General features: G+C 71.7%; 27 protein-coding genes. 10 read left to right on the forward strand and 17 right to left on the reverse strand.

The genetic code is table 11. From position 1 onward, the window contains the following. Window positions 1–12: 12 nt before the first annotated feature. Window positions 13–336, forward strand: coding sequence for a sec-independent translocase (locus V6S66_RS11745; protein ID WP_334206925.1), 324 nt, complete (start codon window positions 13–15; stop codon window positions 334–336). A gap of 12 nt (window positions 337–348) precedes the next feature. On the opposite strand, the gene V6S66_RS11750 is transcribed toward V6S66_RS11745, so the two are convergent. After that, window positions 349–1230 carry an anti-sigma factor family protein gene (locus V6S66_RS11750; protein ID WP_334206926.1) on the reverse strand — a complete coding sequence of 294 codons (882 nt, stop codon included), beginning with the start codon at window positions 1228–1230 and terminating at the stop codon, window positions 349–351. Further along, window positions 1227–1814 carry an RNA polymerase sigma factor SigE gene (gene sigE / locus V6S66_RS11755; protein ID WP_334206927.1) on the reverse strand — a complete coding sequence of 196 codons (588 nt, stop codon included), beginning with the start codon at window positions 1812–1814 and terminating at the stop codon, window positions 1227–1229. The genes V6S66_RS11750 and sigE overlap by 4 nt, the downstream gene beginning before the upstream one ends. Before the next feature lie 163 nt (window positions 1815–1977). On the opposite strand from sigE, the gene V6S66_RS11760 reads away from it, so the two are divergent. Further along, entirely contained in the window at window positions 1978–2619 is a 642-nt protein-coding gene (locus V6S66_RS11760) for an O-methyltransferase (protein WP_334206928.1), read from the forward strand. A 22-nt stretch (window positions 2620–2641) separates the two neighbouring features. Here V6S66_RS11760 and V6S66_RS11765 read toward each other — a convergent pair whose 3' ends face one another. The 7 genes from V6S66_RS11765 to V6S66_RS11795 all read right to left on the reverse strand — a co-directional run bounded on the left by V6S66_RS11765 (window position 2642) and on the right by V6S66_RS11795 (window position 7790). Further along, window positions 2642–2959, reverse strand: a complete 318-nt coding sequence (locus tag V6S66_RS11765; protein WP_334206929.1) for a hypothetical protein — start codon at window positions 2957–2959, stop codon at window positions 2642–2644. 26 nt (window positions 2960–2985) lie between these two features. Next, the gene (locus V6S66_RS11770; protein WP_019145023.1) at window positions 2986–3147 is read right to left on the reverse strand and encodes a DUF3117 domain-containing protein; all 162 of its coding nucleotides are present in this window, start codon (window positions 3145–3147) and stop codon (window positions 2986–2988) included. A 122-nt stretch (window positions 3148–3269) separates the two neighbouring features. Further along, complete coding sequence (locus V6S66_RS11775; RefSeq protein ID WP_334206930.1) at window positions 3270–3833, reverse strand: DNA-3-methyladenine glycosylase I; 564 nt, start codon at window positions 3831–3833, stop codon at window positions 3270–3272. A gap of 42 nt (window positions 3834–3875) precedes the next feature. Further along, window positions 3876–4934, reverse strand: coding sequence for a succinyl-diaminopimelate desuccinylase (gene dapE, locus V6S66_RS11780; protein WP_334206931.1), 1059 nt, complete (start codon window positions 4932–4934; stop codon window positions 3876–3878). A 31-nt stretch (window positions 4935–4965) separates the two neighbouring features. Then, a complete protein-coding gene (locus tag V6S66_RS11785; protein ID WP_334206932.1) occupies window positions 4966–5646 on the reverse strand; it encodes a VOC family protein in 681 nt (226 codons plus the stop codon). 50 nt (window positions 5647–5696) lie between these two features. After that, window positions 5697–6596: an aminoglycoside phosphotransferase family protein gene (locus V6S66_RS11790; protein ID WP_334206933.1), complete on the reverse strand. Its 900-nt coding sequence runs from the start codon at window positions 6594–6596 to the stop codon at window positions 5697–5699. A 30-nt stretch (window positions 6597–6626) separates the two neighbouring features. Beyond that, window positions 6627–7790, reverse strand: a complete 1164-nt coding sequence (locus V6S66_RS11795) for an acyl-CoA dehydrogenase family protein (RefSeq protein ID WP_334206934.1) — start codon at window positions 7788–7790, stop codon at window positions 6627–6629. 130 nt (window positions 7791–7920) lie between these two features. Between V6S66_RS11795 and V6S66_RS11800 the strand changes: the two genes are divergently transcribed. Both V6S66_RS11800 and mqo read left to right on the forward strand, forming a co-directional pair. Further along, window positions 7921–8508, forward strand: a complete 588-nt coding sequence (locus V6S66_RS11800) for a hypothetical protein (protein WP_334206935.1) — start codon at window positions 7921–7923, stop codon at window positions 8506–8508. Between the two features lie 157 nt (window positions 8509–8665). Continuing rightward, window positions 8666–10186, forward strand: a complete 1521-nt coding sequence (gene mqo, locus V6S66_RS11805; RefSeq protein ID WP_334206936.1) for a malate dehydrogenase (quinone) — start codon at window positions 8666–8668, stop codon at window positions 10184–10186. A gap of 42 nt (window positions 10187–10228) precedes the next feature. Here mqo and purE read toward each other — a convergent pair whose 3' ends face one another. The 5 genes from purE to V6S66_RS11830 form a co-directional block, all read right to left on the reverse strand. Continuing rightward, window positions 10229–10753, reverse strand: a complete 525-nt coding sequence (gene purE / locus V6S66_RS11810; RefSeq protein WP_334206937.1) for a 5-(carboxyamino)imidazole ribonucleotide mutase — start codon at window positions 10751–10753, stop codon at window positions 10229–10231. Window positions 10754–10880: 127 nt separating this feature from the next. Beyond that, window positions 10881–12011 (reverse strand): 5-(carboxyamino)imidazole ribonucleotide synthase, encoded by a 1131-nt coding sequence (locus tag V6S66_RS11815; RefSeq protein ID WP_334206938.1) that lies wholly within the window; start codon window positions 12009–12011, stop codon window positions 10881–10883. Between the two features lie 81 nt (window positions 12012–12092). Beyond that, window positions 12093–13127, reverse strand: coding sequence for an adenylate/guanylate cyclase domain-containing protein (locus V6S66_RS11820; RefSeq protein ID WP_334206939.1), 1035 nt, complete (start codon window positions 13125–13127; stop codon window positions 12093–12095). A 10-nt stretch (window positions 13128–13137) separates the two neighbouring features. Further along, on the reverse strand, window positions 13138–13638 hold the full coding sequence (locus tag V6S66_RS11825) for a PH domain-containing protein (RefSeq protein WP_334206940.1): 501 nt from the start codon (window positions 13636–13638) through the stop codon (window positions 13138–13140). 47 nt (window positions 13639–13685) lie between these two features. After that, window positions 13686–14495, reverse strand: coding sequence for a biotin--[acetyl-CoA-carboxylase] ligase (locus V6S66_RS11830; RefSeq protein ID WP_334206941.1), 810 nt, complete (start codon window positions 14493–14495; stop codon window positions 13686–13688). Window positions 14496–14568: 73 nt separating this feature from the next. On the opposite strand from V6S66_RS11830, the gene V6S66_RS11835 reads away from it, so the two are divergent. The 6 genes from V6S66_RS11835 to V6S66_RS11860 all read left to right on the forward strand — a co-directional run bounded on the left by V6S66_RS11835 (window position 14569) and on the right by V6S66_RS11860 (window position 19919). Continuing rightward, the gene (locus V6S66_RS11835; RefSeq protein WP_334206942.1) at window positions 14569–16170 is read left to right on the forward strand and encodes an acyl-CoA carboxylase subunit beta; all 1602 of its coding nucleotides are present in this window, start codon (window positions 14569–14571) and stop codon (window positions 16168–16170) included. Continuing rightward, window positions 16167–16415 (forward strand): acyl-CoA carboxylase epsilon subunit, encoded by a 249-nt coding sequence (locus V6S66_RS11840; RefSeq protein ID WP_334206943.1) that lies wholly within the window; start codon window positions 16167–16169, stop codon window positions 16413–16415. The genes V6S66_RS11835 and V6S66_RS11840 overlap by 4 nt, the downstream gene beginning before the upstream one ends. A gap of 1 nt (window position 16416) precedes the next feature. Next, entirely contained in the window at window positions 16417–17097 is a 681-nt protein-coding gene (locus V6S66_RS11845; RefSeq protein WP_334206944.1) for a hypothetical protein, read from the forward strand. After that, window positions 17094–17690, forward strand: a complete 597-nt coding sequence (locus V6S66_RS11850; protein ID WP_334206945.1) for a Maf family protein — start codon at window positions 17094–17096, stop codon at window positions 17688–17690. The genes V6S66_RS11845 and V6S66_RS11850 overlap by 4 nt, the downstream gene beginning before the upstream one ends. A 113-nt stretch (window positions 17691–17803) precedes the next feature. Further along, window positions 17804–18013: a hypothetical protein gene (locus tag V6S66_RS11855; RefSeq protein ID WP_334206946.1), complete on the forward strand. Its 210-nt coding sequence runs from the start codon at window positions 17804–17806 to the stop codon at window positions 18011–18013. A gap of 115 nt (window positions 18014–18128) precedes the next feature. Next, window positions 18129–19919, forward strand: a complete 1791-nt coding sequence (locus V6S66_RS11860; protein WP_334206947.1) for an acetyl/propionyl/methylcrotonyl-CoA carboxylase subunit alpha — start codon at window positions 18129–18131, stop codon at window positions 19917–19919. Window positions 19920–19977: 58 nt separating this feature from the next. On the opposite strand, the gene V6S66_RS11865 is transcribed toward V6S66_RS11860, so the two are convergent. From V6S66_RS11865 to V6S66_RS11875, 3 genes are all read right to left on the reverse strand, one after another. Beyond that, window positions 19978–22626, reverse strand: a complete 2649-nt coding sequence (locus V6S66_RS11865) for an N-acetylmuramoyl-L-alanine amidase (protein ID WP_334206948.1) — start codon at window positions 22624–22626, stop codon at window positions 19978–19980. 207 nt (window positions 22627–22833) lie between these two features. Further along, window positions 22834–24222: an NAD(P)H-quinone dehydrogenase gene (locus V6S66_RS11870; protein WP_334206949.1), complete on the reverse strand. Its 1389-nt coding sequence runs from the start codon at window positions 24220–24222 to the stop codon at window positions 22834–22836. 351 nt (window positions 24223–24573) lie between these two features. Next, window positions 24574–25236, reverse strand: a complete 663-nt coding sequence (locus tag V6S66_RS11875) for a biliverdin-producing heme oxygenase (protein ID WP_334206950.1) — start codon at window positions 25234–25236, stop codon at window positions 24574–24576. Window positions 25237–25333 lie beyond the last annotated feature (97 nt).

Below are 25333 nucleotides of genomic sequence, written 5' to 3' on the forward strand. Positions count from 1 at the left end.
ACCGTGTTCGGCATGGGCTGGGCGGAGATCGGGGTCGTCCTGGTCGTCGCGATGCTCCTGTTCGGCCCCGAGCGCCTGCCCGAGATCGCCAAGCAGGCCGGCGGCTTCGTGCGCACGGTGCGGCGGATGGCCGAGAACGCCAAGGACGACCTCGGGCGCGAGATCGGTCAGGACCTCTCGGGACTCCAGCTGCGCGACCTCGACCCGCGCGAGGCGGTGCGCCGCACGTTCCTCGACGAGCCGTCCGGACGCACCCCGCTCACGGCCGCCGCGACGGCGGGCCCCCGCGCCCTCCGGCCCGGCGAGCGCCCACCCTTCGACGCCGAGGCCACGTAGGGCGCACGGCGACTACGCGGCCGAGACCCAGCCGGTCATGCGGTGCAGGCCGTCCTCAACCCGTTCGACCGCGGAACGGTCCGGGGTCGAGGGCAGCTGCGCGACGACCTCGGCGACGCTCGCGACCGAGGCGTCCGTGACGACGGTGTACACGACGCCGTCGGCCTCCCACGAGGCCACGTTGGGCAGCCCCTCGCGCACCCACACCACCGAGTCGGCGAGGGTGCGCCGCTCGAATCCGGCGAGGGCAGCATCGTCGAGCCGTCCGACCTGCTCGATCAGGTGGAGCTGCACGTGCTCACCCAGGTAGCGCAGCGCGACCACGGCATCGCCGACGAGGCGTCCGTCGACGCGTTCCAGGTCGCCGGCCAGCATGGCGTGGCACGGCCAGCCGTCGGCGTCGAGCTCGTCGAGCTCCGCCGGGCTCAGGGGCACGTCGTCGCTCGAGGCGGCGACGGCGCTCGAGGCCGCGACGATGTCCGGGGCTCGCCGGCTCGCCGCCTCCGACATGAACTCCGCGACGTACGCGTCGAAGTGCGGGCCCACCGGGTCCCCGGAGCTGGGCAACGGCGGAGCCAGCACGTAGGCCAGCAGCAGCACGGCCGCCGACGAGCCCATGAGGGCGACGGCGACCCCCACCGACCGGCGCAGGGCCTGCCGGCTCCTCGGGTCAGGCTCGGGCGGGTCGGACGCGACGGCGCTGAGCGCCGCGGCGAGGTGTGCCGGAACTCCGGCGGACATGGACCGCGCCATGCGGCGCTTGAGCTGTTCCTGCTCGGCGACCACCCCGCGGCAACGCTCGCACTCCTCGAGGTGACGACGGGCGGCCAGCTCCCGCGCCGGCGGGAGCTGCCCGTCGACGAACGCCGCGACATCGGCACCGAGATGCGTCATCCGACCCCGACCGGTCCCCAGACCCGGGTGCGACCGGTGGTGGGCGCACGGTGCGCGAGCGCGGCCCGGAGCTGCGTCCGGCCCCGGTGGATGCGCGACCGCACCGTGCCGAGCTTGATGCCCAGCACGTCGGCGATCTCCTCGTAGCTCAGACCCTCGACGTCGCACAGCACGACCACGACCCGGAAGTCCTCCGAGAGCGCCTGGAGGGCCTGCTCGATGTCGGGGTCGAAGCCGGCACCGTCGACGGCCTCCTCCGGGCGCAGCTCGCGGGCCAGCAGCCGGTCCTCCGCGCCCTCGGCGAAGCGGTCCATGCGGATCCGAGACGCCCGGCGGGCGCGGTCGAGGAACAGGTTGGTCGTGATGCGGTGCAGCCAGCCCGGGAAGTTGCCGGGCTCGTAGGTGCCGAGCGAGCGGAACACCCGCACGAAGACGTCCTGCGTGAGGTCCTCGGCATCGTGCGGGTTGCCCGTGAGACGAAGCGCCAGCCGGTAGACCCGGGCGGAGTGCTCCGCCACGATGTCGTCCCACTCCAGGGAGGGGTGCGGCTCGGTGGTGACCACAGGGTTCCTGTCGCTCGTCATGGACTGATCGTCCCGCTTCTTGCTGAGAGAACGCCCAGCACGCGCTGACGGTTCCCCAAGCCCGGTCCTGTCTGCGCTGGGGCCATGACGAGGACTGCGGTTCCACCGTCATTCTCCCGCGTGGTGCCGCCGCGCGCAGGTCGACCCGCACTAGGCTGACGCCGTGGCGAAGGACAGCATGATCAACGCGGCCAGCCTGGCGTTCGCCGAGGCCTACCCGCGCGAGGACGCCGTCCTCGCGGAGGCGCGCCAGCGCGCCACGGTCGTCGGCGTGGCACCGATCGGGGCCAGCGGCGGTGCGACGATCTCGTTCCTCGCGGCAGCGATCGGCGCGAAGGCGGTCGTGGAGATCGGTACCGGCACCGGGGTGTCCGGCCTGTGGGTCCTGCGCGCGACCCCCGACGCCGTGCTGACCTCGGTCGACCTCGAGGCCGAGCACCAGCGCCACGCGCGCGAGGTCTTCTCCCTCGCCGGAATCCCGCCGCAGCGCTTCCGCCTGATCGCCGGCGCTGCGCTCGACGTCATGTCGCGCCTGGCCGACGGCAACTACGACCTCGCGTTCCTCGACGGCGACAAGGTCGAGTACGCCGAGTACCTCGACGAGGCCGTGCGCCTCGTCCGACCCGGTGGGCTGATCTGCTTCGACAACGCGCTCTGGCACGATCGCGTCGCCGATCCCGCGCAGCGTGACCCCGAGACCAGTGCGATCCGCGACCTGCTCCAGCGCGTCAGCGACGACGACGGCCTGCGGGCCATCGTGCTGCCGGTCGGCGACGGCCTGCTGGCCGTGCAGAAGATCGCCTGACCGCGCTCGTCCCGCTGACCGCTCAGCTCTCGAAGCGGGCCGACGACCGGAATCCTGCGGGTCCGCGCACTGCCGCGACGACCTCGAACGCCTCGATCAGGACCGGCGGCGAACCGATGAGCTCCGTCCCCGGCGCCGAGTCCGCCTGGGCGGTGAAGGATGCCTGGAAATCGGCGCGCGCCTGCGTGGAGACGAACACGTAGGTGCCCTCGAACCACTCACCGTCACGCGCACGCCACGTCTTGTAGCGCAGGCCGTCGAGTCCCGCGAACCGTGGGAGCGAGACGTCCTCGACGTACGCGTGCAGCCGCTCGAGCACGCCGTCAGGTGCGTCGGTCAAGGACCAACGCACCGACAGCCCGAACATCAGACGGCTTTGAGTGCGTCGCCGAGCGTCGCGGCTTCCTCGTTGTTGAGCTCGACGACGAGGCGTCCCCCACCTTCCAACGGGACGCGCATGACGATGCAACGCCCTTCCTTGGTGACCTCCATCGGACCGTCACCGGTCCGAGGCTTCATGGCCGCCATGAGTTCCCCTCTCGTCGAACAGGACCCACCGTCGTGGCGGGCCCGTGACTCATTATCTCCCATGGGCCGCAGCGATGCGACGTCACGGGTGTGTCATCTCGATGAAGGCGCTTGATCGGGGCTCAGCCGGGGGCCGTGGCGCAGGCCTCGAGGTGGTCGTCGACGACACCGATGGCCTCCATGAGCGCGTACGCCGTGGTGGGGCCGACGAACCGAAATCCCCGGGATCGCAGCTGCTTGGCCAGCGCCGCGGACTCCGGCGTGACCGCCGGGACCTCGGCCATCGACCGCGGCCTGGGCCGGGGGCCGGGGCCGCTGCCCCACACGATCGCGTCGAGCTCGCCCCCGAGGTCCAGCACCGCGCGGGCGTTGGCGATCGTCGCCTCGATCTTGGCCCGGTTGCGGACGATGCCGGCGTCGGCCAGGAGCCGCTCGACGTCGCCCGGCCCGTAGCCGGCCACCACCTCCGGGTCGAAGCCCGCGAACGCCTCGCGGAAGGCCGGTCGCTTGCGCAGGATGATGGCCCACGACAGTCCCGACTGGAACGCCTCGAGGCTGATGCGCTCGAACAGGCCGACGTCGCCGTGCACCGGCCGGCCCCACTCGGTGTCGTGGTACTCGACCATGTCGGGAGCGGCGCCCCACGGGCACCGCAGCAGGCCGTCGGGGCCGGGGATCGCGCTCACCCGTCGATCCTGTCAGCCGTCACCGACAGGGGTCGGTCGCGCCTAGCTCGTGAGCCAGGTGCGGAGCTTCTCCTCGACACTGCGCAGGTGGGCCACCGGCACCTGCTCGTCGGCCTTGTGGGCGTAGATCGGGTCACCCGGCCCGTAGTTCACGGCGGGCACCCCGAGGAGCGTGAACTTCGCGACGTCGGTCCAGCCGAACTTGGGTCCCACCTCGGCTCCGACGGCCTCGACGAACGCGGCCGCGGCGGGGCGCTGCAGCCCGGGCAGCGCGCCCGGCGCCGAGTCGGTGACCGTGAGGTCGTAGCCGGGGAAGGTCTCGCGCAGCACGGCCAGCGCCTGCTCCTCCGACCGGTCCGGGGCGAAGCGGTAGTTGACCGTGAGCGAGGCGGCGTCCGGCACGACGTTGCCCGAGACCCCACCGGACACGGCCACCGCGTTCAGGCCCTCGCGATACGTCAGCCCGTCGATCTCGACCTCGCGCGACACGTACCCCGCGAGGACGGCGAGGGCCGGCGCGAGGGCGTGGATCGCGTTGGAGCCCATCCATGACCGCGCCGAGTGCGCGCGCTCGCCCGCCGTGCGCAGGTCGACGCGCATCGTGCCCTGGCACCCCGCCTCGACGCCGGCGTTCGACGGCTCCATGAGGATCGCGAAGTCGGCCTCGAGCCAGTCGGGGTGCTCACGGGCGAGGCGGCCGAGCCCGTTGTGCACGGCCTCGATCTCCTCGGCCTCGTAGAAGACGTAGGTGACGTCGCGCGTGGGCTCGGCGACGGTCGCCGCCAACCGCAGGGCGACCGCGACCCCGCCCTTCATGTCGCACGTCCCCAGGCCGTGGAGCACGTCACCGTCGAGGCGTGAGGGCAGGTTGCCGTTGACGGGGACCGTGTCGAGGTGGCCCGCGATCACGACACGCTCGCCGCGGCCGAGGTCGCTCCGCGCCACGATCGTGTGGCCGTCGCGCGCCACCTGAAGGTGCGGAAGCGCCCGCAAGGCGGCCTCCACCTCGTCGGCGATGAGCTGCTCGTCGAGACTCTCCGAAGGGAGGTCGACGAGGGCTGCGGTCAGGTCGACGACGTCAGCGTCCAGGTCGAGGGGCATGGGTCCACTCTGGCACGCGGGCCGCCGACGATCAGGCCGGGTCGAAGACGCAGAACTCGTTGCCCTCGGGGTCGGCCATGACCGTCCACGGCTCGTCGTCGAGCGGCCCACGCAGCAGCAGGGCGCCGCGGTCCTGCAGGTCACGGATCGAAGTATCGGGCTCGAGGCGGACGTCCCAGTGGATCCGGTTCTTGACGGTCTTCGGTTCCGGGACCTGGGCGAAGTCGAAGCCTTCCCCCGGCCACCCGGGGACGTCCTCGACCGAGGAGTAGCCGGCGTCGTCGCGCTGGACCAACCGGCCACCGAGGACGTCGGCCCACCACGCCGCGATGGCCGCGTGGTCGACCGCGTCGACCTCGAGCGCCTTGAACGCGGGGGCGGCTCCGTCACGGACGAAGACGCAGAGCTCGCTACCCTCCGGGTCGCTGAAGACCGTCCAGGGGAACTCCCCGGGCTGGCTCAGTCGCTGCAGGTCGGAGAACGGCTCGAGCGAGGAGTCCTGCACGTCGACGTGCGTCCGGTTCTTGACGGACTTCGGCTCCGGGACGGCGTTGAACCAGATCGTCCGTCCGGGCTCGTCGCCGCGGAGCACCGCGGTGTCGTCGCCGTCCTCGACCTCCAGACGCAGCCCGAGGCGCTCGGCCCAGAACCGCGCCGAGGCCGCGGCATCGGCGGCGTCGACCACGAGGCCCTTCCACGTCACGAGGCTCATGGTCCGAACCTAGGCACGAACGGTCCGATCAGCATCCGCTCGCGGCGAGGTCAGTCCTGGACGGCCTTGATGATGGTCACGGCGGCCGTGACCCGACCGGCCTCGGAGTCCTCGATCGCCCACATCGCCCGGTGGGCCTCGCGCACCACGACCCAGTCGCGGGCCCGCTGCTCGTCGAGCCCGGCGACGTCGACCAGGGTGTGGAAACGGCGCCGCACGGCCGATCGCGGGTCGCGCGCCGCGAGCACCTCGTCCCAGCGGTTCGAGAGCATCGGGGCGGGCTCGTAGTGCGCGTCGCCCGACAGCGGTCGCGAGCCGATCGCGAGCCAGGGAGCCCGGTCGGCGGCCAGCACGTTCTCGTCGCGCAGGTCGGTGTGCACCAGGGTGCCGTCGGTGTCGGCATCGCCGGCCAGGGCTCGACCGAGGTGGATCGCCTGCTCGACCATGCGGCGCGGGAAGGGCAGGGACCGTGGCAGCGCCGCGAGGTCGTCGGTCCATCGCGTGACCGCGTCGGACAGGCGGTCCAGCCGGGCCGGCGCCGGCACGTGCAGCTGGCCGTAGAGACCGGCCACGACCTCGCAGGCCTCGAGGGCTCCGAGCGAGAGGAGGTCGGTGCCGTGCAGCCGCTCGAGCAGCAGCACGTTCGCCGCGGGGTCGGCGCGCAGCAGACGCACGGCACCACGCCCGTCCCACTGGCGCAGCGCGAGCCACTCCTGCCGCGACTCGTCGAACGGCCACCCGGTCGTGAGCACGGCCGGGCGGCCCTCGGTCGTCACCGGGACGGCCAGTGCGGTGGGCCCGTGCGTCGGCACACCGTCGACGACCAGGTCCCACGCCTCGAGGGCGTGGGCGACCCGGCCCGGCACCGAGTCGACCCAGGCGGCCCACTTCTCGTCGCGCTCCGCGTGCGCGAGGAAGGCGGCCGGCAGGTCGAACGGCAGCGGGCTCACGTCACGAGCCTGCCAGCCCTCCGGCAGGGGTCAGAGCGTCGACTGGATGCCGGCGAGGAGCTGGCGGCCCATGACGATGCGCTGCACCTGGTTGGTGCCCTCGTAGATCTGCGTGATCTTGGCGTCGCGCATCATGCGCTCGACCGGGTAGTCGCGGGTGAAGCCGTACCCGCCGAGCAGCTGCACGGCGTCGGTCGTGACCTGCATCGCGGTGTCGGAGGCGAACGCCTTGGCCGCGGCACCGAAGAACGTCAGGTCCTTGTCGCCGCGCTCGGAGCGGCCGGCAGCCGCGTAGGTGAGCTGACGGGCGGCCTCGATCTTCATACCCATGTCGGCGAGCATGAACTCGATGCCCTGGAACTCGGCGATGGCCTTGCCGAACTGCTTGCGCTCCTTGACGTAGCCGAGGGCGTAGTCGAGCGCGCCCTGCGCCACGCCGACGGCCTGGGCGGCGATCGTGACGCGGGTGTGGTCGAGGGTCTTCATCGCGATCGAGAAGCCGTCGCCGACCTCACCGATGATGCGGTCGCCGGGGATGCGGACGTGGTCGAGGTAGACCTCGCGGGTCGGCGAGCCCTTGATGCCGAGCTTCTTCTCCGGGGCGCCGAACGAGACGCCCTCGTCGGACTTCTCGACGACGAACGCCGTGATGCCCTTGCTGCGCTTGTCCGGGTCGGTCTGGGCCAGGACGGTGTAGTACTCCGACTCACCGGCGTTGGTGATCCAGCGCTTGGTGCCGTTCAGGACCCAGTCGTCGCCGTCGCGGGTGGCGCGGGTCTTCTGGTTCGCGGCGTCGGACCCGGCATCGGGCTCCGACAGGCAGTACGAGAAGCCGCCCTCGCCGGCCGCGAGCTTGCTCAGGTAGGTCTTCTTGACGTAGTCGCCGCCGCCGATCTGCACCGGCAGAGAGCCCAGCTTGTTGACCGCGGGGATCAGGGACGACGACACGCAGACGCGGGCGACCTCCTCGATCACGAGCACCGTGGCCAGCGCGTCCGCGCCGGCTCCGCCGTACTCCTCGGGCACGTGGGGGGCGTGGAAGTCCGATGCGAGCAGGGCCGCTGCTGCCTCGTGCGGGTAGCGCGCCTCCTCGTCGACCTGCGCCGCGTAGGGCGCGATCTTGTTCTCCGCGACGGCACGCACGGCCTCGCGGATCGCCTGGTGCTCCTCGGACAGCACGAACATGTCACTCATCGTCGACTCCTGGTGGACGGACTTCTCGGGCCCGGGGTGATGGGCCTGCCCCTACATAGTAGGACGTCCGACTAACGGATCCCCAACCACACGACCTGCCGGAAGGCGAGAGGTCGCCCACACTGGGTTCGTGACTCAGCGATTCGACGGACACATCGTGGGGCTCGGCACGACGAGCGGCACGCGGGTCGTCGTCGGGATCTGGGACCGGAGCCCCCACGGACGATTCGCCGACGCGATGGTCGAACGCCCCGACGGCCACCGCATCCTGCTCGCGCCCGATCCGTGGGTCGCCGACCTGGTCTCCACCACCTACACCTTCGACGACGTCCGGATCGTGCCCGTCTCGGTCGACGGGTGGTCGATCGCCGCCGGTCCCCTGCGCGCGCGATGGAGTCCCGGCGCGCGCGTCCCGGTCGGCTACCTGCTGCGCTGCGTCCCGCGCGCCGTCGGCCACCGGGAGACCTGGGCCCGGTTCTGCGACCCCATCGCGCGACGCGTCATGCCTGGCGTCCGCACCCACGGGACCGCGGGCAACGGCCGCACCGAGTGGTACGCCGCGTCCGACGCCTGGCGCGTCACGGAGTCCACGGTCAGCTGGGACGGGCACGACCTCGGGCCCCTCGCCCCGGTCGACCCGCCGGTGCGGTTCGGGTTCGCGTCGGCCCCCCGTGAACCGACCCTCAGCCAGGTCACCTCGTTCATCCGCGACCGCTGACGGCGTCGCGGGGGCAAGCACACCGATGAGACGCACCTCACAGGCACATCGGGCAATCTCACACCCGCTCCATGACGCGATCCTCCGGCCGCTCCGGCACAGTTGAACGGTGGACTTCTGCAGGGTCCGCACGTCTTTCTCAAGGAGTTGTCGAGCGTTGTCCGAGAACGCGAACCTTCCCACCGCGCCGAGCTCGCCTCTGCCGGACCACCTCACGACCGACGTGCTCCTGGTGGGCGCCGGCGTCATGAGCGCCACCCTGGGCACGATGCTCCGGACGCTCGAGCCGGACTGGTCGATCACCGTCCTGGAGCGGCTCGCGTCGCCCTCGCTGGAGAGCTCCGGGCCGTGGAACAACGCCGGCACGGGTCACTCCGCGCTGTGCGAGCTCAACTACACCCCGAAGCTGCCGAACGGCGACGTCGACGTCTCGAAGGCGCCCATCGTCAACGAGCAGTTCCAGATGTCGCGACAGTTCTGGTCGCACGCCGTCGAGAACGGGGTGCTGACCGATCCCTCCAGCTTCATCAACCCGGTCCCCCACGTCAGCTTCGTGCAGGGCGCGAAGAACGTCGAGTACCTGCGCAAGCGCCACGACAAGCTGTCGGCCAACCCGCTGTTCGCCGGGCTCGAGCTCATCACCGACCGCGACGAGTTCGCCCGGCGCCTCCCCCTGATGGCGGAGGGCCGCGACGAGTCCGAGGACGTCGCGATCAGCTGGGCCGAGAACGGCACCGACGTCGACTTCGGCGCGCTCACCCAGCAGTTCGTCGACCACCTCGCGCGCACCGGTGCTGACATCCGCTTCGACCACCACGTCAAGAACCTGACGCGCGAGAGCGACGGGTCGTGGCGCGTCGTCGTCAAGGACCGCCAGAACGGCAAGAACGTCGTGATCCGGGCCAAGTTCGTCTTCGTCGGCGCGGGCGGCGGCGCGATCCACCTGCTGCAGCGCTCGGGCATCGAGGAGATCAAGGGCTTCGCGGGCTTCCCCGTGAGCGGCCAGTTCCTGCGCTGCCTCGACGAGGACATCGCCGCGAAGCACCAGGCCAAGGTCTACGGCATGGCCGCCGTCGGCGCCCCGCCGATGTCGGTGCCGCACCTCGACACCCGCGTGATCGACGGGCACCGCTCGCTGCTGTTCGGCCCGTACGCCGGCTGGACGCCGAAGTTCCTCAAGGAGGGTTCGTTCACCGACCTCCCGAGCTCGATCCGCCCCGACAACCTGCTGCCGATGGCCGCCATCGGCGTGACGTCGTGGTCGCTCATCAAGTACCTCGTCCTCGAGCTGGCCAAGACCCGTGGCGGCAAGGTCGACGCCCTGCGCGTCTTCGCCCCCGAGGCCGAGGACCAGGACTGGGAGCTCATCACCGCCGGTCAGCGGGTCCAGGTCGTGCGCAAGAAGGGCCGGCTCGGCGGTTCGCTCGAGTTCGGCACCACGGTCGTCAACTCCGCCGACGGCTCCATCGCCGGCCTGCTGGGTGCCTCGCCGGGCGCCTCGACGGCCGTCGCCGCGATGCTCGACGTGCTCGAGCGATGCTTCCCCGCACGCTTCGACGGGTGGCGCACGCAGCTCAAGGAGATCGTGCCGTCGTTCGGCACCTCGCTGGCCGAGAACCCCGGCCTGCTCGCGGAGCTGCGCACCTGGACCGACGCGACGCTCGACCTCACGCCCTGACCTGAACCCGCCCGCCCCGCGGGTCGAGCGGGCCGTGGTGGGTCAGCGCGGGCCGAAGCCGGCGGGGCCGGAGCCGGCAGCACCACCGCGCACCTTGGCGCCCTTGGCGCGCGCGGCGTCGGCCAGGCCGGCCTGGAAGTCGAGCATCCGCTGCGTGAGGTCGGGGTCGCCCACGGCCAGGATGCGGGCCGCGAGCAGTCCCGCGTTGCGCGCGTTGCCGATCGAGACCGTCGCGACGGGCACCCCCGCCGGCATCTGCACGATCGAGAGCAGCGAGTCCATGCCGTCGAGGTACTTCAGCGGCACCGGGACGCCGATGACCGGCAGCGGCGTGACCGCAGCGAGCATGCCCGGCAGGTGGGCGGCGCCGCCGGCACCGGCGATGATGACCTCGAGGCCGCGCCCGTGGGCGTCCCGGCCGTAGGCGAGCATCTCGTCGGGCATCCGGTGCGCCGAGACGACGTCGGCCTCGAACTCGACGTCGAACTCCGCGAGGGCCTCCCCGGCGGCCTGCATGACCGGCCAGTCGGAGTCGGACCCCATGACGATGCCCACGCGCGCGCTCATGCTGGCGATCCTAGCCAGCACCCCGCCCGCCCCGCGGGCGGTGAGTGTTCCACCGACCCAGGGCGGGCGGTGAGTGTTCCACCGTCTGAGCGTTCGTGCGGTGGAAGACTCACCGCCCCTCGGTGGGTCAGCCGTCGGTCAGGAGTGCCGCGGCGCGGCGGGCGTCGGCCAGGACGGCCTCGAGGTCGGCCCCCACGACCGTCACGTGGCCGACCTTGCGGCCCGGCTTGACCGCCTTGCCGTACAGGTGGACCTTCGCGTGCGGCACCGCGGCGAGCACGACGGGTAGCTGCGCCTCGAGGTCGGGCACGGCTCCCCCGAGCACGTTGACCATGACGCTCCACGGCGCGAGTGGGGTGGAGGGCCCCAGCGGGAGGTCCATGACCGCACGCAGGTGATTCTCGAACTGGCTCGTCACGGCCCCGTCGATGCTCCAGTGCCCCGTGTTGTGCGGACGCATCGCGAGCTCGTTGACCAGGATCCGGCCGTCGGCGGTCTCGAACAGCTCCACCGCCAGCATCCCGACGACGTCGAGCTCGGTCGCGATCCGCTCGGCCAGCGCCGCGGCCTGCGCCGCGAGGGCGTCGTCGAGCTCGGGCGCGGGCGCGACGACCTCGGCACAGACGCCGTCGGCCTGCCGTGACTCCACCACCGGGTAGACCTCGACCTCGCCGCCGGGACGCCGCGCGACCTGCGCCGACAGCTCCCGCCGGAAGTCGACGAGCTCCTCGGCGATCAGACGAGCCCCCGACGGCAGCGCCCCGTCCTCGAACAGCGCTGCGGCGTCGGCGGGCTCACGGACGACCCAGACGCCCTTGCCGTCGTAGCCACCGCGCGTGGTCTTGACGACCGCTGGGAACCCGAAGGTCGCGACGTCCTCGGCGGTCCCGACGAACGCCCAGCGCGGACACGGGACGCCGAGCTCGGTGAGCCGCGTGCGCATCTCCCCCTTGTCCTGCGCGAACAGGAGTGCGTGCGGGCCGGGGCGGGGTGCGTGCCCGGCGGCCTCCAACGCTCGCAGGTGCTCCGGCGGCACGTGCTCGTGGTCGAACGTGACCACCGTGACGCCCTCGGCGACGCGCTCGAGGTCCGCGAGCACCGTGTGGTCGCCCACGATCGAGTCGGCCACGACCTGCGCGGCGGAGACGTCGGGGCCCTCCGCGAGCAGGCGGATGCGGAGCCCCAGGGCGATCGCCGGCTGCTGCATCATCCGGGCCAGCTGGCCACCACCGACGACGGCCAGGTGCGCACGTGACATGCGCCGAACTCTAGCGAGCGCAGAGGGGCCACGCGCCGACTGCATCGACCACTGGCGGACGGACGGGCCGAGCCGCAGGCCTCAGCGGCTGCGGAAGGCGCGGCGCTGCGACACGGTGATGGGGGCGACGTCGCCGAAGCCCCGCAAGGGTCGGGGCGGCAGGGCCCGGGTCGCGAAGTCCGGTCCGAGGGCCTTCGCGGTCGCGTCGTCGACGAGCACCCGGTTGGCCCGGGCCACGTGCGAGAGCCGGGCCGCGAGGTTGACCGGCGGACCGAAGACGTCGCCCAGCCGGCTGACGACCGAGCCGGTGGCCAGGCCGACGCGGATCGCGGGGACGTCGTCGCGGGCACCCACGTTGCTGACCAGCTCGAGGGCGATCCGCGTGGCCACGACGGGGTCGACCGTGACGTAGAGCACCGCGTCGCCCAAGGTCTTGATGACCCGGCCGCCACCCACCGTGATGACGTCGGCGCCCCGTTCCTCGAAGCGTTCGACGAGCGTGCCGAGCGCCGCGTCGTCGAGCTGGTTGCTCAGCGAGGTGAACCGGCTCAGGTCGGCGAAACCCACCGTCATCGTGGTGGTGCGGAGCTCGGTGTCGTTGGCCCCGATCGCCTCCATGCGCGCCGCGGCCACCGTGAGGTGACGCCGCCAGACCTGGACCAGGATGTCCTCGAAGCGCGGAGCGAGCTCAGCGGCGAGCGTGAGGGCCACCCCCAGACGGCTGTCGGCCCGGCCCACCTCGACGTCACGCTCCATCTCGTCGACGAGCGTGGCGACCTCCCAGTCGGCGAGCCTGGCCATCGTGACGCCCATCGCGCGCGCCAGGCGCAGGACGGTGTCCTCGGTCAGCAGGTCCGACTGGATCGCCGCCGTGACGAGCTGGAAGGCCGCGACGTCGGCGTCGCCGAACGCCTGGCGCTCCCCCGGCTCGGGAAAGCCGAGCGCTCGCCAGAGACGTCGCGCGAGCTCCGGATCGAGCCTCGCGTCGCCCGCGGCAGCGACGATGTCGCGGTCGAGCTCCTCGCGCAGCAGCAGACCGAGCAGTCGGTTGCGCAGTGACTCCCGACGCGGTTCGCGGACGGGTTCGCCCGACGGCGGGGAGGTGGATCGGGTCATCGCCGGCGGCTCAGTCGTCGTTCTGGTTCTGCACCTCGAACACCAGGTCGCTGATGCGGCGGTGGAACTGCTCGACGGAGGGGATGTCGTCGAGCTTCATCCCCTCCTCGTCGGCCGCGTTGTGGACGATGAGGGTGCCCGAGCGCAGGATGCGGTCGTTGAGGTTCTTCTCGTACGAGACGTCGTTGATGCGGCTCAACGGGATCACGCGACCGTGCCGCGTCAGGATCCCCTTCTGCTCCACGACGCGGCGGTTCGTCAGGGTGTACGTCCAGAGGTACCAGCGCAGGAACGGGACCACCGAGAACCACACCAGCACGACGACGGCGATCGCGATGATCACCCAGCGGACGTAGCCGTCGCCCGCGTCGCCCGCCTGCGCCGCGCCGAAGGCGCCCGCGAACGCCACCACGAGCAGCACGACGAAGGGCAGGAACAGCGCCTTCACGTGCGTCCGGGTGGTCTGGATGTTGTGCTCGCCGGTCATGAGCATCTTCTCGGACAGGGCCATGGGACTGATCTTGTCATGCGGCGAGCGGCGCGGGCAGGGTCTTCTCCCTAGTCACGGGCGCGGACGTGCGTCACGTCACCCGCGCTGACCGCGGTGCGTCGGCCGTCGGGTCCCACCACGACGAGCCGGCCGTCGTCGTCGACGTCGTCGGCGGTGCCGTGGAGCACCGACCCGTCGGGCATCGCGACGTCGACGGCGCGGCCCACCGTGTCGCACCGCGCGACGTAGGCGGCTCGCAGGTCCGCGGGGTCGGCGAGCTCCCAGCGCCGGTAGACCGCGTCGAGGTGTCCCAACAGGAGCGCGAGCACGCGACCGCGGTCCAGCTCCCGTGCCCCGGCGATCCGCAACGACGTCGCGTGCGGGACGGGCAGCTCGTCCTCGGCCAGGTCGACGTTGAGTCCCACCCCGACCACGGCTGCTGCGGCGGAGTCCGCGTCGGGGGTCTCGACGCGCTCGAGCAGGATGCCGGAGATCTTGCGCCCCTCGACCAGCACGTCGTTGGGCCACTTGACGTGGCCGCTCACGCCCAGGTCGGTCAACGTCGCGTCGACCGCCAGGCCGACCGCGAGCGGGAGCCAGACCCAGTGGCGCAGCGGGGCCTCGGGGCGCCAGACGACCGACACGGCGATGCCGCTGCGCTCGGGGAGGGTGAACGTGCGATCGAGTCGACCACGGCCGGCGAGCTGGTGGTCGGCCGTCACGACCGAGCCGTGCGGCGCCCCGTCGCGGGCCCACTGCGCGGCGTCGGCGTTCGTGCTGCCGGTCTCGGCGAGCACCCTGACCTCGCCACGGCGGGGTCCGAGCGCCGTGGCGAGCGCGGCGGCGTCGAGCGACTGGCGGGGAGGGCGGGCGTCCACGGCGCCAGAGTCGCACAGGGGTGCGGGCAACCTCCCAGCACGGTCACCGCTGACGGTGGTTACGCTGGCCCCCGTGACCGAACAGACGACTGACGACCTCGAGATCCGTCCGGAGCTCCACACCACGGCCGGCAAGCTCGACGACTTCCGTGACCGCAACCGACAGGCGACGGTCGTCGTCGCCGAGAACGCCGCCGAGAAGCAGCACAAGCGGGGCCGCAAGAGCGCCCGCGAGCGCATCGAGATGCTCTTCGACGAGGGCTCGTTCGTCGAGCTCGACGCGCTGGCCCGCCACCGCAGCCACTCCGCCGCCCTGCAGGACCGGCGGCCCATGGGCGACGGCGTCATCACCGGCTACGGCACGGTCGACGGACGCCAGGTCTGCGTGTTCAGCCAGGACTTCAGCGTCTTCGGCGGCAGCCTCGGCGAGGTGTACGGCGAGAAGATCACGAAGGTCATGGACCTTGCGATCAAGGCCGGGTGCCCCATCGTCGGCATCAACGAGGGCGCCGGCGCCCGTATCCAGGAGGGCGTCGTCTCGCTCGGCCTGTACGGCGAGATCTTCAAGCGCAACGTGCACGCCTCCGGCGTCATCCCGCAGATCAGCATGATCATGGGCAACTGCGCGGGCGGCCACGTGTACTCCCCCGCCGTCACCGACTTCACGATCATGGTCGACAAGACCTCCGGCATGTTCATCACCGGTCCCGACGTCATCAAGACCGTCACCGGTGAGGACGTCACGATGGAGGAGCTCGGCGGCGGGCGCACGCACAACACCAAGAGCGGCAACGCCCACTACCTGGCTGCCGACGAGGACGACGCGGTCGAGTACGTCAAGGCCCTCCTGTCGTTCCTGCCCCAGAACAACCTCGAGGAGCCCGAGGTCTACGACGAGGTGGCCGACCTCGAGCCGAACGAGGCCGACGAGGCGCTCAACACGCTGATCCCCGACTCCGACAACGTGCCGTACGACATCCGCACGGTCATCGAGACGGTCCTCGACGACAACGACTTCCTCGAGGTGCAGCCGCTCTTCGCCCCCAACCTCGTCATCGGCTACGGCCGGGTCGAGGGTCGCAGCGTGGGCGTCGTCGGCAACCAGCCGATGCAGTTCGCCGGCTGCCTCGACATCGACGCGTCCGAGAAGGCCGCGCGGTTCGTGCGCACCTGCGACGCCTTCAACATCCCGGTGCTGACGTTCGTCGACGTGCCGGGGTTCCTGCCGGGCACCGAGCAGGAGTGGAACGGCATCATCCGCCGCGGCGCCAAGCTCATCTACGCGTACGCAGAGGCCACGGTCCCGTTGATCACGATCATTACCCGCAAGGCCTACGGCGGCGCGTACGACGTGATGGGGTCCAAGCACCTCGGCGCCGACGTCAACCTGTCGTGGCCCACGGGCCAGATCGCGGTCGTCGGTGCCTCCGGTGCCGTCAACATCCTGTACCGCAAGCAGGTCGCGGCCGCCGACGATCCCGAGGCGATGCGCCAGGAGCTCATCACGGCGTACGAGGACGAGCTCTGCAACCCGTACATCGCGGCCGAGCGCGGCTACATCGACGCCGTCATCGAGCCGGCCACCACGCGCGCCGAGGTCACCAAGGCCCTGCGCCTGCTGAAGACCAAGCGCGAGACCCTGCCGCCCAAGAAGCACGGGAACATCCCCCTGTGAGCGACGAGTCGAACGAGACGGCCCCGGAGCCGCAGAAGCCGGCCCTGCGGGTCGTCAAGGGCGATCCCACGCCCGAGGAGCTCGCCGCCCTCGTCGCGGTGCTGGCCGCCCGGTCGGCGGCAGCGGCCGACGCGGCGTCACGGTCCCGCAAGCCCGTGCGGTCGGAGTGGGGCAGCCCCGCCCGGGCCGTCCGCGGCGTGCACCGCCACGGTGCCGACCAGTGGCGACGCTCCTCCTGGGGCTGACGTGCGCCCGTCGCGTGCGGCACTGAGCCACGAGCCGGACACCTCCGTGGCCGACTGGTTCGTCGGCGCCGACGCGCCCGCCCAGGTGCTCGCCGTGCAGGGTCCGCCCGGCTACGACGCCTACGCCACCGTCCACTTCGACGGCGCCGGCGACACCGCGGCGGGAACGGGCTACCGGAGCGACCCCGCCCTGGTGGCTCTCGTGACCCGACTGTGTGCGAACCACACCGCGACACCCGACGACGTGGTCTACGGCCTCTGGGAGGGCTGGGGGGAGATCGACGGCGGCGACGCCCGCCTCCTGGGGGTCGACGTCCGGTACCGGGTCCTGCCGCGCCTGTTCCGACCCCACCCCGGTCCCGCGACCCCGGCGGCCTTCGAGCCCCGGGTCGTCGACGCGCCGCGCGTCGACCTCGGGGGCCTGCGGTCGTACCTGCTCTTTCGCGGTTCGCTCGCCCAGGTCGGCGAGTGGGGCGCCCGCCCGCTCGCCCCGGGATGGCCGCGCACCCTCCCCCAGGCCTCACTGACGTGGCCCGCCGACCGCGCGTGGTTCATCGCCTCGGACGTCGACCCGTCCTGGTTCACCGTCGCGGGGTCCCGCGAGCTGATCGACCTCCTGCTCGGACGCACCGACCTCGTCGTCTCCGTCGCCCGGTACGGCGACCCGAAGGAGCCGACGTGAAGATCGTCCTGGCCTCGCAGTCGCCCGCCCGACTCGCGACGCTGCACGCCGCCGGCATCAAGCCCGACGTCGTCGTGTCCGGCGTCGACGAGTCACAGATCTCCTCGCGCGATCCGGCCAACCTCGCCTCCGCCCTCGCCCAGCTCAAGTGTCGGGCCGTCGCCGCCGACCGACCTGACGACCTCGTGATCGGGTGCGACTCCGTGCTCGCGTTCGAGGGCGAGATCCTGGGCAAGCCCGGCGACGCGGCGACCGCGACGGCCCGGTGGCGGCGCATGCGCGGACGCTCGGGCGTCCTGCACACCGGACACTGCCTGCGCCTTCGCGGCGAGGAGGTCGTCGAGGCCTCCTCCACGATCGTGCACTTCGCCGACCTGACCGACGACGAGATCGCGGCCTACGTCGCGACGGGCGAGCCGCTGCACGTGGCCGGCGCCTTCACGATCGACGGCTACGGCGCCGCGTTCGTGCGGGGCATCGAGGGCGATCCGCACACGGTCGTGGGCATCAGCGTGCCCCTGCTGCGCGAGCTCGTGGCCGATCTCGGGCTGCGCTGGACCGACCTGTGGTCGTTCATCCACCCGAACGAGTGAGGTGCGCCGCCGCGTCGTCGAGGCTGCCGGCGCCTCCCCACGAGCGGCGGGAACCCGGGCCGCAGGGGCAGCGATTCGCTTCTGGGAGCCGAGAAGAGGAAACTGGGATCACCATGACCGCGCCCCGTCGTCTCGCCAGCAGCCCGTTCGCCCCGCCCGCAGCGCCCGCGGAGCGCAACTACGAGGTGGGCCAGCGCGTCACGCACGACGCCCACGGCCTCGGGCGCGTGGTCAGCACGTCGGGCTCGACGGCCGTCACGGTCGACTTCGGCACCAAGGTCTGCCACTTCTCGCTGCCGTGCGCGAGCCTCGACGTCCTCTGAGGGTCCGCGCCCGCACGCCGCTACGGTCACCCCTGACCGCCCTGCGGCGGCAGCCGCCCGACGGCTCCCCTAGACTCGCTCCGCATCCCCGCCGACGTGTCCGAGGAGATCTTTCGTGAGCACCCCCCCGTTGCGCAAAGTCCTGATCGCCAACCGTGGCGAGATTGCCGTCCGCGTGATCCGAGCGGCGAAGGACGCCGGCATCGGTTCCGTCGCCGTCTACGCCGAGCCGGACCGTGACGCGCTGTTCGTGCGCCTCGCGGACGAGGCCTACTCCCTCGAGGGAGCGACGCCGGCCGAGTCCTACCTGTCGATCGAGAAGATCATCGCCGTCGCGAAGAAGAGCGACGCCGACAGCATCCACCCCGGCTACGGCTTCCTGGCCGAGAACGCCGAGTTCGCCCAGGCCGTGATCGACGCCGGGCTGATCTGGATCGGCCCGCCGCCGTCCGCGATCGAGAATCTCGGTGACAAGGCCAAGGCCAAGCAGATCGCCCTGAAGGCGAACGCCCCGCTCGCGCCCGGCACCAAGGACGCCGTCAAGGACGTCGACGAGGTCCTCGCGTTCGCCGACGAGGCGGGCCTGCCCGTCGCCATCAAGGCGGTTTTCGGTGGTGGCGGTCGCGGTCTGAAGGTCGCCCGAACCCGCGAGGAGATCCCGGGCGCCTACGAGTCCGCCGTCCGCGAGGCCGTGTCGGCCTTCGGCCGCGGCGAGTGCCTCGTCGAGAAGTTCCTCGACAAGCCGCGCCACGTCGAGACCCAGTGCCTGGCCGACAGCCACGGCAACGTCGTCGTCGTGTCGACGCGTGACTGCTCGCTGCAGCGCCGTCATCAGAAGCTCGTCGAGGAGGCGCCCGCGCCGTTCCTGACCGACGACCAGCTCGAGCGTCTCTACTCGTCGTCGAAGGCGATCCTCACGGAGGCCGGCTACGTCGGCGCCGGCACGTGCGAGTTCCTCGTCGCGGCCGACGGCACGATCAGCTTCCTCGAGGTCAACACCCGCCTGCAGGTCGAGCACCCGGTCTCCGAGGAGGTCACCGGCCTCGACCTGGTGCGCGAGATGTTCCGCATCGCCGCGGGCGAGGAGCTCGGCTACGGCGACCCCGAGATCATCGGCCACTCGATCGAGTTCCGGATCAACGCCGAGGACGGCGGCCGTGGGTTCCTGCCCGCGCCCGGCACCCTCACGGCCTGGGAGCCGCCGAGCGGCCCCGGCGTCCGCGTCGACTCCGGCTACGTCAACGGCGAGACCATCCCGGGCGCGTTCGACTCGCTCGTGGCCAAGCTCATCGTCACCGGCCGTACGCGCCAGCAGGCCATCGAGCGCTCGCGCCGCGCCCTCGACGAGTTCGTCGTCGACGGCATGCCGACCGTCATCCCGTTCCACCGCGACGTCCTCGACAACCCGGCCTACAACGCCACCAACCCCGATGGCAGCGAAGGCTCCTTCGACGTCTACACGACGTGGATCGAGACCGACTACGACAACCAGCTCGAGCCGTACGTCGCCTCCGGCGCCGAGGCCGACGAGCCCGCCGCCCGTGAGCGGGTCGTCGTCGAGGTCGGCGGCAAGCGCATCGAGGTCGTGCTGCCCGGCTCGCTCGGCGTCACCGCTGCAGCGTCCGGCGGTGCCAAGAAGTCGAAGCGGAAGTCCGGCGGCGGCGCCGGTGCAGCCGTCTCGGGCGACTCGCTGACGTCGCCGATGCAGGGCACCGTCGTCAAGCTCGCGGTCGAAGAGGGCCAGGAGGTCGCCGAGGGCGACCTGGTCGTCGTGATCGAGGCCATGAAGATGGAGCAGCCCATCAACGCCCACAAGGCCGGCGTCATCACGAGCCTCGCGGCCGAGGTCGGCGCCACGATCGGGGCCGGTGCGGTCGTCACCGACATCAAGGACTCCGACGCCTGAGTCCGGCGTCGACGCCGAAGGGCCCGCTGCGGATGTCCGCAGCGGGCCCTTCGGTCGTTCAGCGTCCGAGCGTCGCGTACCTGGCCGGCGACAGGGAGGCGACCCAGGCCGGGATGCCCGGGGCCGCGCCCGCGTTGGGGTAGACCACGGCGCGCGAGGGCGTCGTCAGACGGCCCACCGTGGTCGCGCCGTCGACCCGGAACCACGCTGACATCGGCGCGCCGACCGCGAGCGACGACATGAGCACGGACGAGACGTTCGTCGCGGCCCCGCAGCTCCCCATCCACAGCGCGGCCGTCGCGCAGTCGGGGAACGGATGCAGCTGGCCGTCCTGGACGAGGGCGATGTAGCCCGTGGTCGCGTTGCGCAGGATGGCCCCGGTCGTGCCCCGCGCCGGAAGCGCCGCGAGGTCTCCGGCCGACACCGTGCGCACCGAACCGTAGGCCGAGACGAGCTGGCGGTACGTCGTCATGCCGTCGAGGATCCACCGGCTGCTGCCGTCGGTCAGGTAGACATCGGCCGACGAGGAGGACTTGACCAGCCCGGTCGTGGCGATGGCGCTGATCCCGGCGGCCCGCGGGCCGCTGACGGTGGACGCGAAGGCGGGGAGCCCGGCGGACGTGGCCTCCGACTGCGAGGGGTAGTAGCGCGCCGAGGTGGGGCTCTCCAGCGCGCCCCACTGCGCGCCTCCCTCGACGATGAACCAGCGACTCATCGGCGCACCCTCCGGCACGATCGACATCAGTGCGTCGGACACGTTCGTGACGGCCCCGCACGAGCCCGCCCAGAGCGTGACGGTCGCGCAGTCGGGGAACGGATGCCGTTGCCCGCCCTCGATCGAGCCGATGTATCCCGTGGCCAGGTTCCGCAGGATCGCGGCCGTGGTGCCACGGTCCTGGGCCGTCGAGACGTGCGACGGCGCGCTGATCTGCACCGGACCCAGCGCCGAGGCGAGCTTGACGTACTCGGTGTAGTCCGCGAGCTGCCAACGCTGGCCGGCGTCGACCAGGTAGACGACGGAGGAGTCACGCGTGCGGACCAGGTAGGAGGAGGACGCCTGCGCCTTGGTCAAGGTCGCGTACCGCTGCTCGTCCAGCCGGCCGGCCCAGCCGGGGAACCCGGCGATCTGTGCGGCACGCAGGTCGGTGAGCGGCTGAGCACCGGAGCCCGAGGTGAAGTACCCGATCTGCGGGCTCTTGGAGGTGCCGACCCCGAACCAGGCGCTCATGGGAGCGCCCACGGAGAACCGGTTCATGAGCGAGCTCGAGACGTTCGTGACGGCCCCGCAGCCCCCGGTCCAGAGCGTGACCGTGGCGCAGTCCGGGAACGGGTGGGCCTGTCCCTGCTCGATCTTGGCGATGTAGCCGGTCGAGGCGTTGCGGAGCACCGAGCCGGTCACGGCGCCGTTGGCCAGGGCGTTGATCTCGGCGTCGGGCCGGACCCGCGCGGGCCCGAGGGCGCTCGCGAGCTCGTTGTACGCGACGCCGCCCGACAGCGGGTACTTCGTGCCGCTGTCGACGAGGTAGACCGTGGGCGACGCGGCGGTCCGGACGAGATCGGCCGACATGGCCTGCTCGACCTGGTCGCGCAGGCCGCCGGCGGCATTGATCCAGTTGAAGACCTGCTGGCCGGGACAGGCGGTGGACTTGACGCTCCGGTGCCCGTCGATCCGGTGGATCGTGACGCTGCCGTTCGTGTACCGGCCCTTGGCCGGCGTGCCGAACAGCGAGTGCCGCCACGCGACGAGCTGCACCAGGGCGTTCTTCATCGCGTCCGGCGGGACCGCGCTGGTGAACTCGCCCATGAGCGACACACCGGTCGTGCTGGCGTTGACCGCGGAGTTGCCGGCGTGGGCGCCGTAGGGGGTCTTGGTGATCCCGCCCGCACGGCCCTCGAAGGTCTGGCCGTAGCGGTCGATCAGGAAGTTGTAGCCGATGTCGCACCACCGCTGGCCGTCCATGTGGTACGCCTGCGCGGACCGGACGATGCCGGCGGACTGCGCGGCGGAGTAGTTGTTGCTGCCGGCGGTGTGGTGGACGATCGTGCCCTTGAACGTGCCGTTGGACGGTGCGGACCCGCAGCCGGAGCCTCCGTAGGCACGGGCGCCCCAGGAGGCACGCGAGATGATGTTCGGCTGCGTGGCCGCGGCCTGGGTGAGCGTGGGCGACTCGCCGGACGCCACCGTGACCAGCGTGAGACCGGCCGGGTCGATGTCGTCGCTCGCGATGATGCGCGCCTGCGCGGCCTGTGACGGTCCGACCCACTTCGGCTCGGTCCCGGGGATGCCGCCCTCGACCTCCTGCGACTCCGGGTCGAGGATCGTCCAGTCGGACCAGCTCCCGTCCTGCTGCCAGCGGACCTGCACCTCGGCGACGTCCGCGGGGACACCGTCGGTCCACGTCACGCCCAGCAGCTCGAAGCCGGGCAGGTCGTGGGGGGCGAGCTCCGCGACGATGACGCCGTCCTGGATGGTCTCGACCGTGGGGTCGGCGACGGCCACGAGCGCGGCGTCCTCGGCCGTGTACGGCTCGCGGTCCTGCTCCGGGGTCACGTCGAACTCGCTCTTCTCGACCTCGGCGGGCGTACCGGCCGTGTCTTCAGTGCGCAGCTGCGAGAACGTCACCGCGACCAGCAGGGCCGCCACGAGTGTCGTGACGGCGAGCAGCGGGACGAAGCGCAGCAGGGTGGCGCGCCGGGTACGACGCACTCGCTGACCTCGGGATCGACGGCCGAACATGGATTCTCCCCATCCGGCGGTGACTCAGGGGAAGGCCCACCGCCAGAGTTGATTAGACACCACATCGGTCCCACACGCCACAGGCTTCACAGAACTACAACGGTGTGATTTAGCCTGGAATTTCAGGCTTCTCGACCCGCGTCCGGGAAGGATGGCGTCACTCCGGGCGTCGCGGCGTCACTCCGGGCGGTGGATGCGGCGCGCGACCTCGGCCACGGTGCCGGACATCGACGGGTAGACCGTGAAGGCATTCGCGACCTGGTCGACCGTCAGGCTGGTCATGACCGCGAGCGACACGACGTGGATCAGCTCGCTGGCCCGCGGACCCACGATCACGCCGCCGATCACCGTGCCACTCCCCCGGCGGGCGAACAGCTTGACGAAGCCGTCGCGCACGCCCTGCATCTTGGCGCGCGGGTTGGCCGACAGCGGCAGCATCGCGACGTCGGCCTGGATGCCCTGCTCGTCGAGCTTCTTCTGCGACAGGCCGACGGTCGCGATCTCCGGCGAGGTGAAGATGTTGCTCGAGACCTGGGAGAGGTCGAGCGGGTGCACCGCAGAGCCGAGGACGTGCGACATCGCGATGCGCCCCTGCTGGGCCGCGACCGACGCGAGCATCAGCACCCCGGTGCAGTCGCCTGCGGCGTAGACGCCGGGCGCCGTGGTGCGGGAGACCCGGTCGACCCGGACGAAGCCACCGTCATCGAGCAGCACGCCGTTCTCGGCCAGCCCGAGCCCGTCGGTGTTGGGGATCGAGCCGAGCGCGAGCAGGCAGTGCGACCCCTCGACGGTGCGGCCGTCGGTGAGCGTGACCCGCACGCCGTCACCCCCGCCGTCGATGGCACAGCGCTCGACGGAGGCCATGCGTGAGTTGCCGAGGACGTCCATGCCGCGGCGGCGGAAGACGTCCTCGATCGTGTCAGCGGCGTCCGGGTCCTCCCCCGGGAGCACGCGGTCACGGCTCGACACCAGGGTCACCCGGGCACCGAGGCCGTTGTAGGCGCTGGCGAACTCGGCACCGGTCACGCCCGAGCCGACGACCACCATGTGCTCGGGCACCTCCTGGAGCGCGTAGACCTGCTCCCACGTGAGGATGCGCTCCCCGTCGGGCTGGGCGGAGTCCACGACGCGCGGGTGCGCCCCGGTCGCGACGAGCACGGCATCGGCGGCGACGGACTCGGTGGCACCGTCGGCAGTCGTGACCTCGACGGTCGTGCCGCTCACGAGGCGCCCGGCGCCCCGGACGATGCGGACGCCGCTGGAGCTGAGCCGCTCCCCGATGTCGCTCGACTGCGCCTGCGCGAGGTCCAGGACCCGGCGGTTGACCTTGGCGAGGTCGGCGTGCACCCCGGACGGGAGCTCGACACCCAGCTCGAGGGACTCGGCCACCTCGGTCAGGACGTCGGCCGTCGCGATGAGCGTCTTGCTCGGCACGCAGTCGGTCAGGACGGTCGATCCGCCCCAGCCGTCGCGCTCGACGATCGTCACCTCGGCCCCGTGCCGGGCCGCCACGAGGGCTGCTTCGTATCCGCCGGGACCGCCACCGATGATCACCACATGAGTCACCGGACCATTGTCCCGCACGCAGTCAGCGTCGATCACGCGGTCCGATGCAGCGGGTCGGCCGTCACCTGACGGATCGAGGCAGCACCGGACCAGCGGCTACGGACCGCCCAGCCGGGCGGGAAGCGATGATGCATGAGGGCCGCCCCGGCGACAGGAAGGCATCATCGTTGGTGCGCCCGCCGGTAGGACCGATGCATCCGGGTAGCAACCGCGACCCACATGCATCATCCTCGGTCCACCCGGCAACGGCCGTCACCACCGCCGCCCCTCCGCCGTGGTCCGAGGCCGCTTGTCCTGCACCACGCTTCAGTGGTCAGCGACGAACGCCGACCGAGCGCTCGAACAGGAGCTTCAGCGCTTCCAGGCGGGCAGCTGCTGCGTGAGCTCGCTGAAGAGGGCGCCGTTCAGGCCGAAGACGCCCTTGACCTCCGCCAGCACGAGCTGCTGCTCGACCGGGTCGAGGGCCAGGGCGTCGAGCCGCTCCCGGTAGGCGTCCTTGTAGGGCTTCGGCTTGGGGATGTCGGGGAACGCGTAGAACGCGACCCCAGCCCCGTCGAGCCCGAGCTCGCGCGCCAGGAGGCGTCCGATGGCCTGGCCGCCGGACAGGTCACCGAGGTAGCGCGTGTAGTGGTGGGCCACGAAGGTACCGCCCCAGGCGGACGCCTGCTGGATCCGTGACACGTAGGCGTCGGTGGCCGGGCTGGCGTGCTCGACCATGCCGCCCCAGAACTCCAGGTCGGCGTCGATCGCGGCGAGGCGTTCGAGGCGCGGGTCGATCACGGCGGACGCGATCGGGTCGGCGGCCAACGTGGCCGCTGCACCCTCGAGCGCGGCGTAGACGCGGCGCAGGCACGAGAGGTAGACGGCATAGCCCTCGCGCGAGACGCGACCGGCGAGCAGCTCGGTCATGAACGACGAGCCCTCGGCCTCGCGGTGCTCGGCCGCGGAGCCATCCCGCAGCAGGGCCGACAGGGGTGGCGTCGGCAGCTGCGTGGGCGGCGAGACGATCGCCATGGATGATCCCTCCCCCGGGTCGAGTGCACCACCCTATGGCATCTCCTCAGTGCGTCGCCGTGGCTTCCGGCGTGCCCACCAGTCGGACCGCTCTGCT

Source organism: Aeromicrobium sp. Sec7.5, assembly GCF_036867135.1.
Classification (GTDB): Bacteria; Actinomycetota; Actinomycetes; order Propionibacteriales; family Nocardioidaceae; genus Aeromicrobium.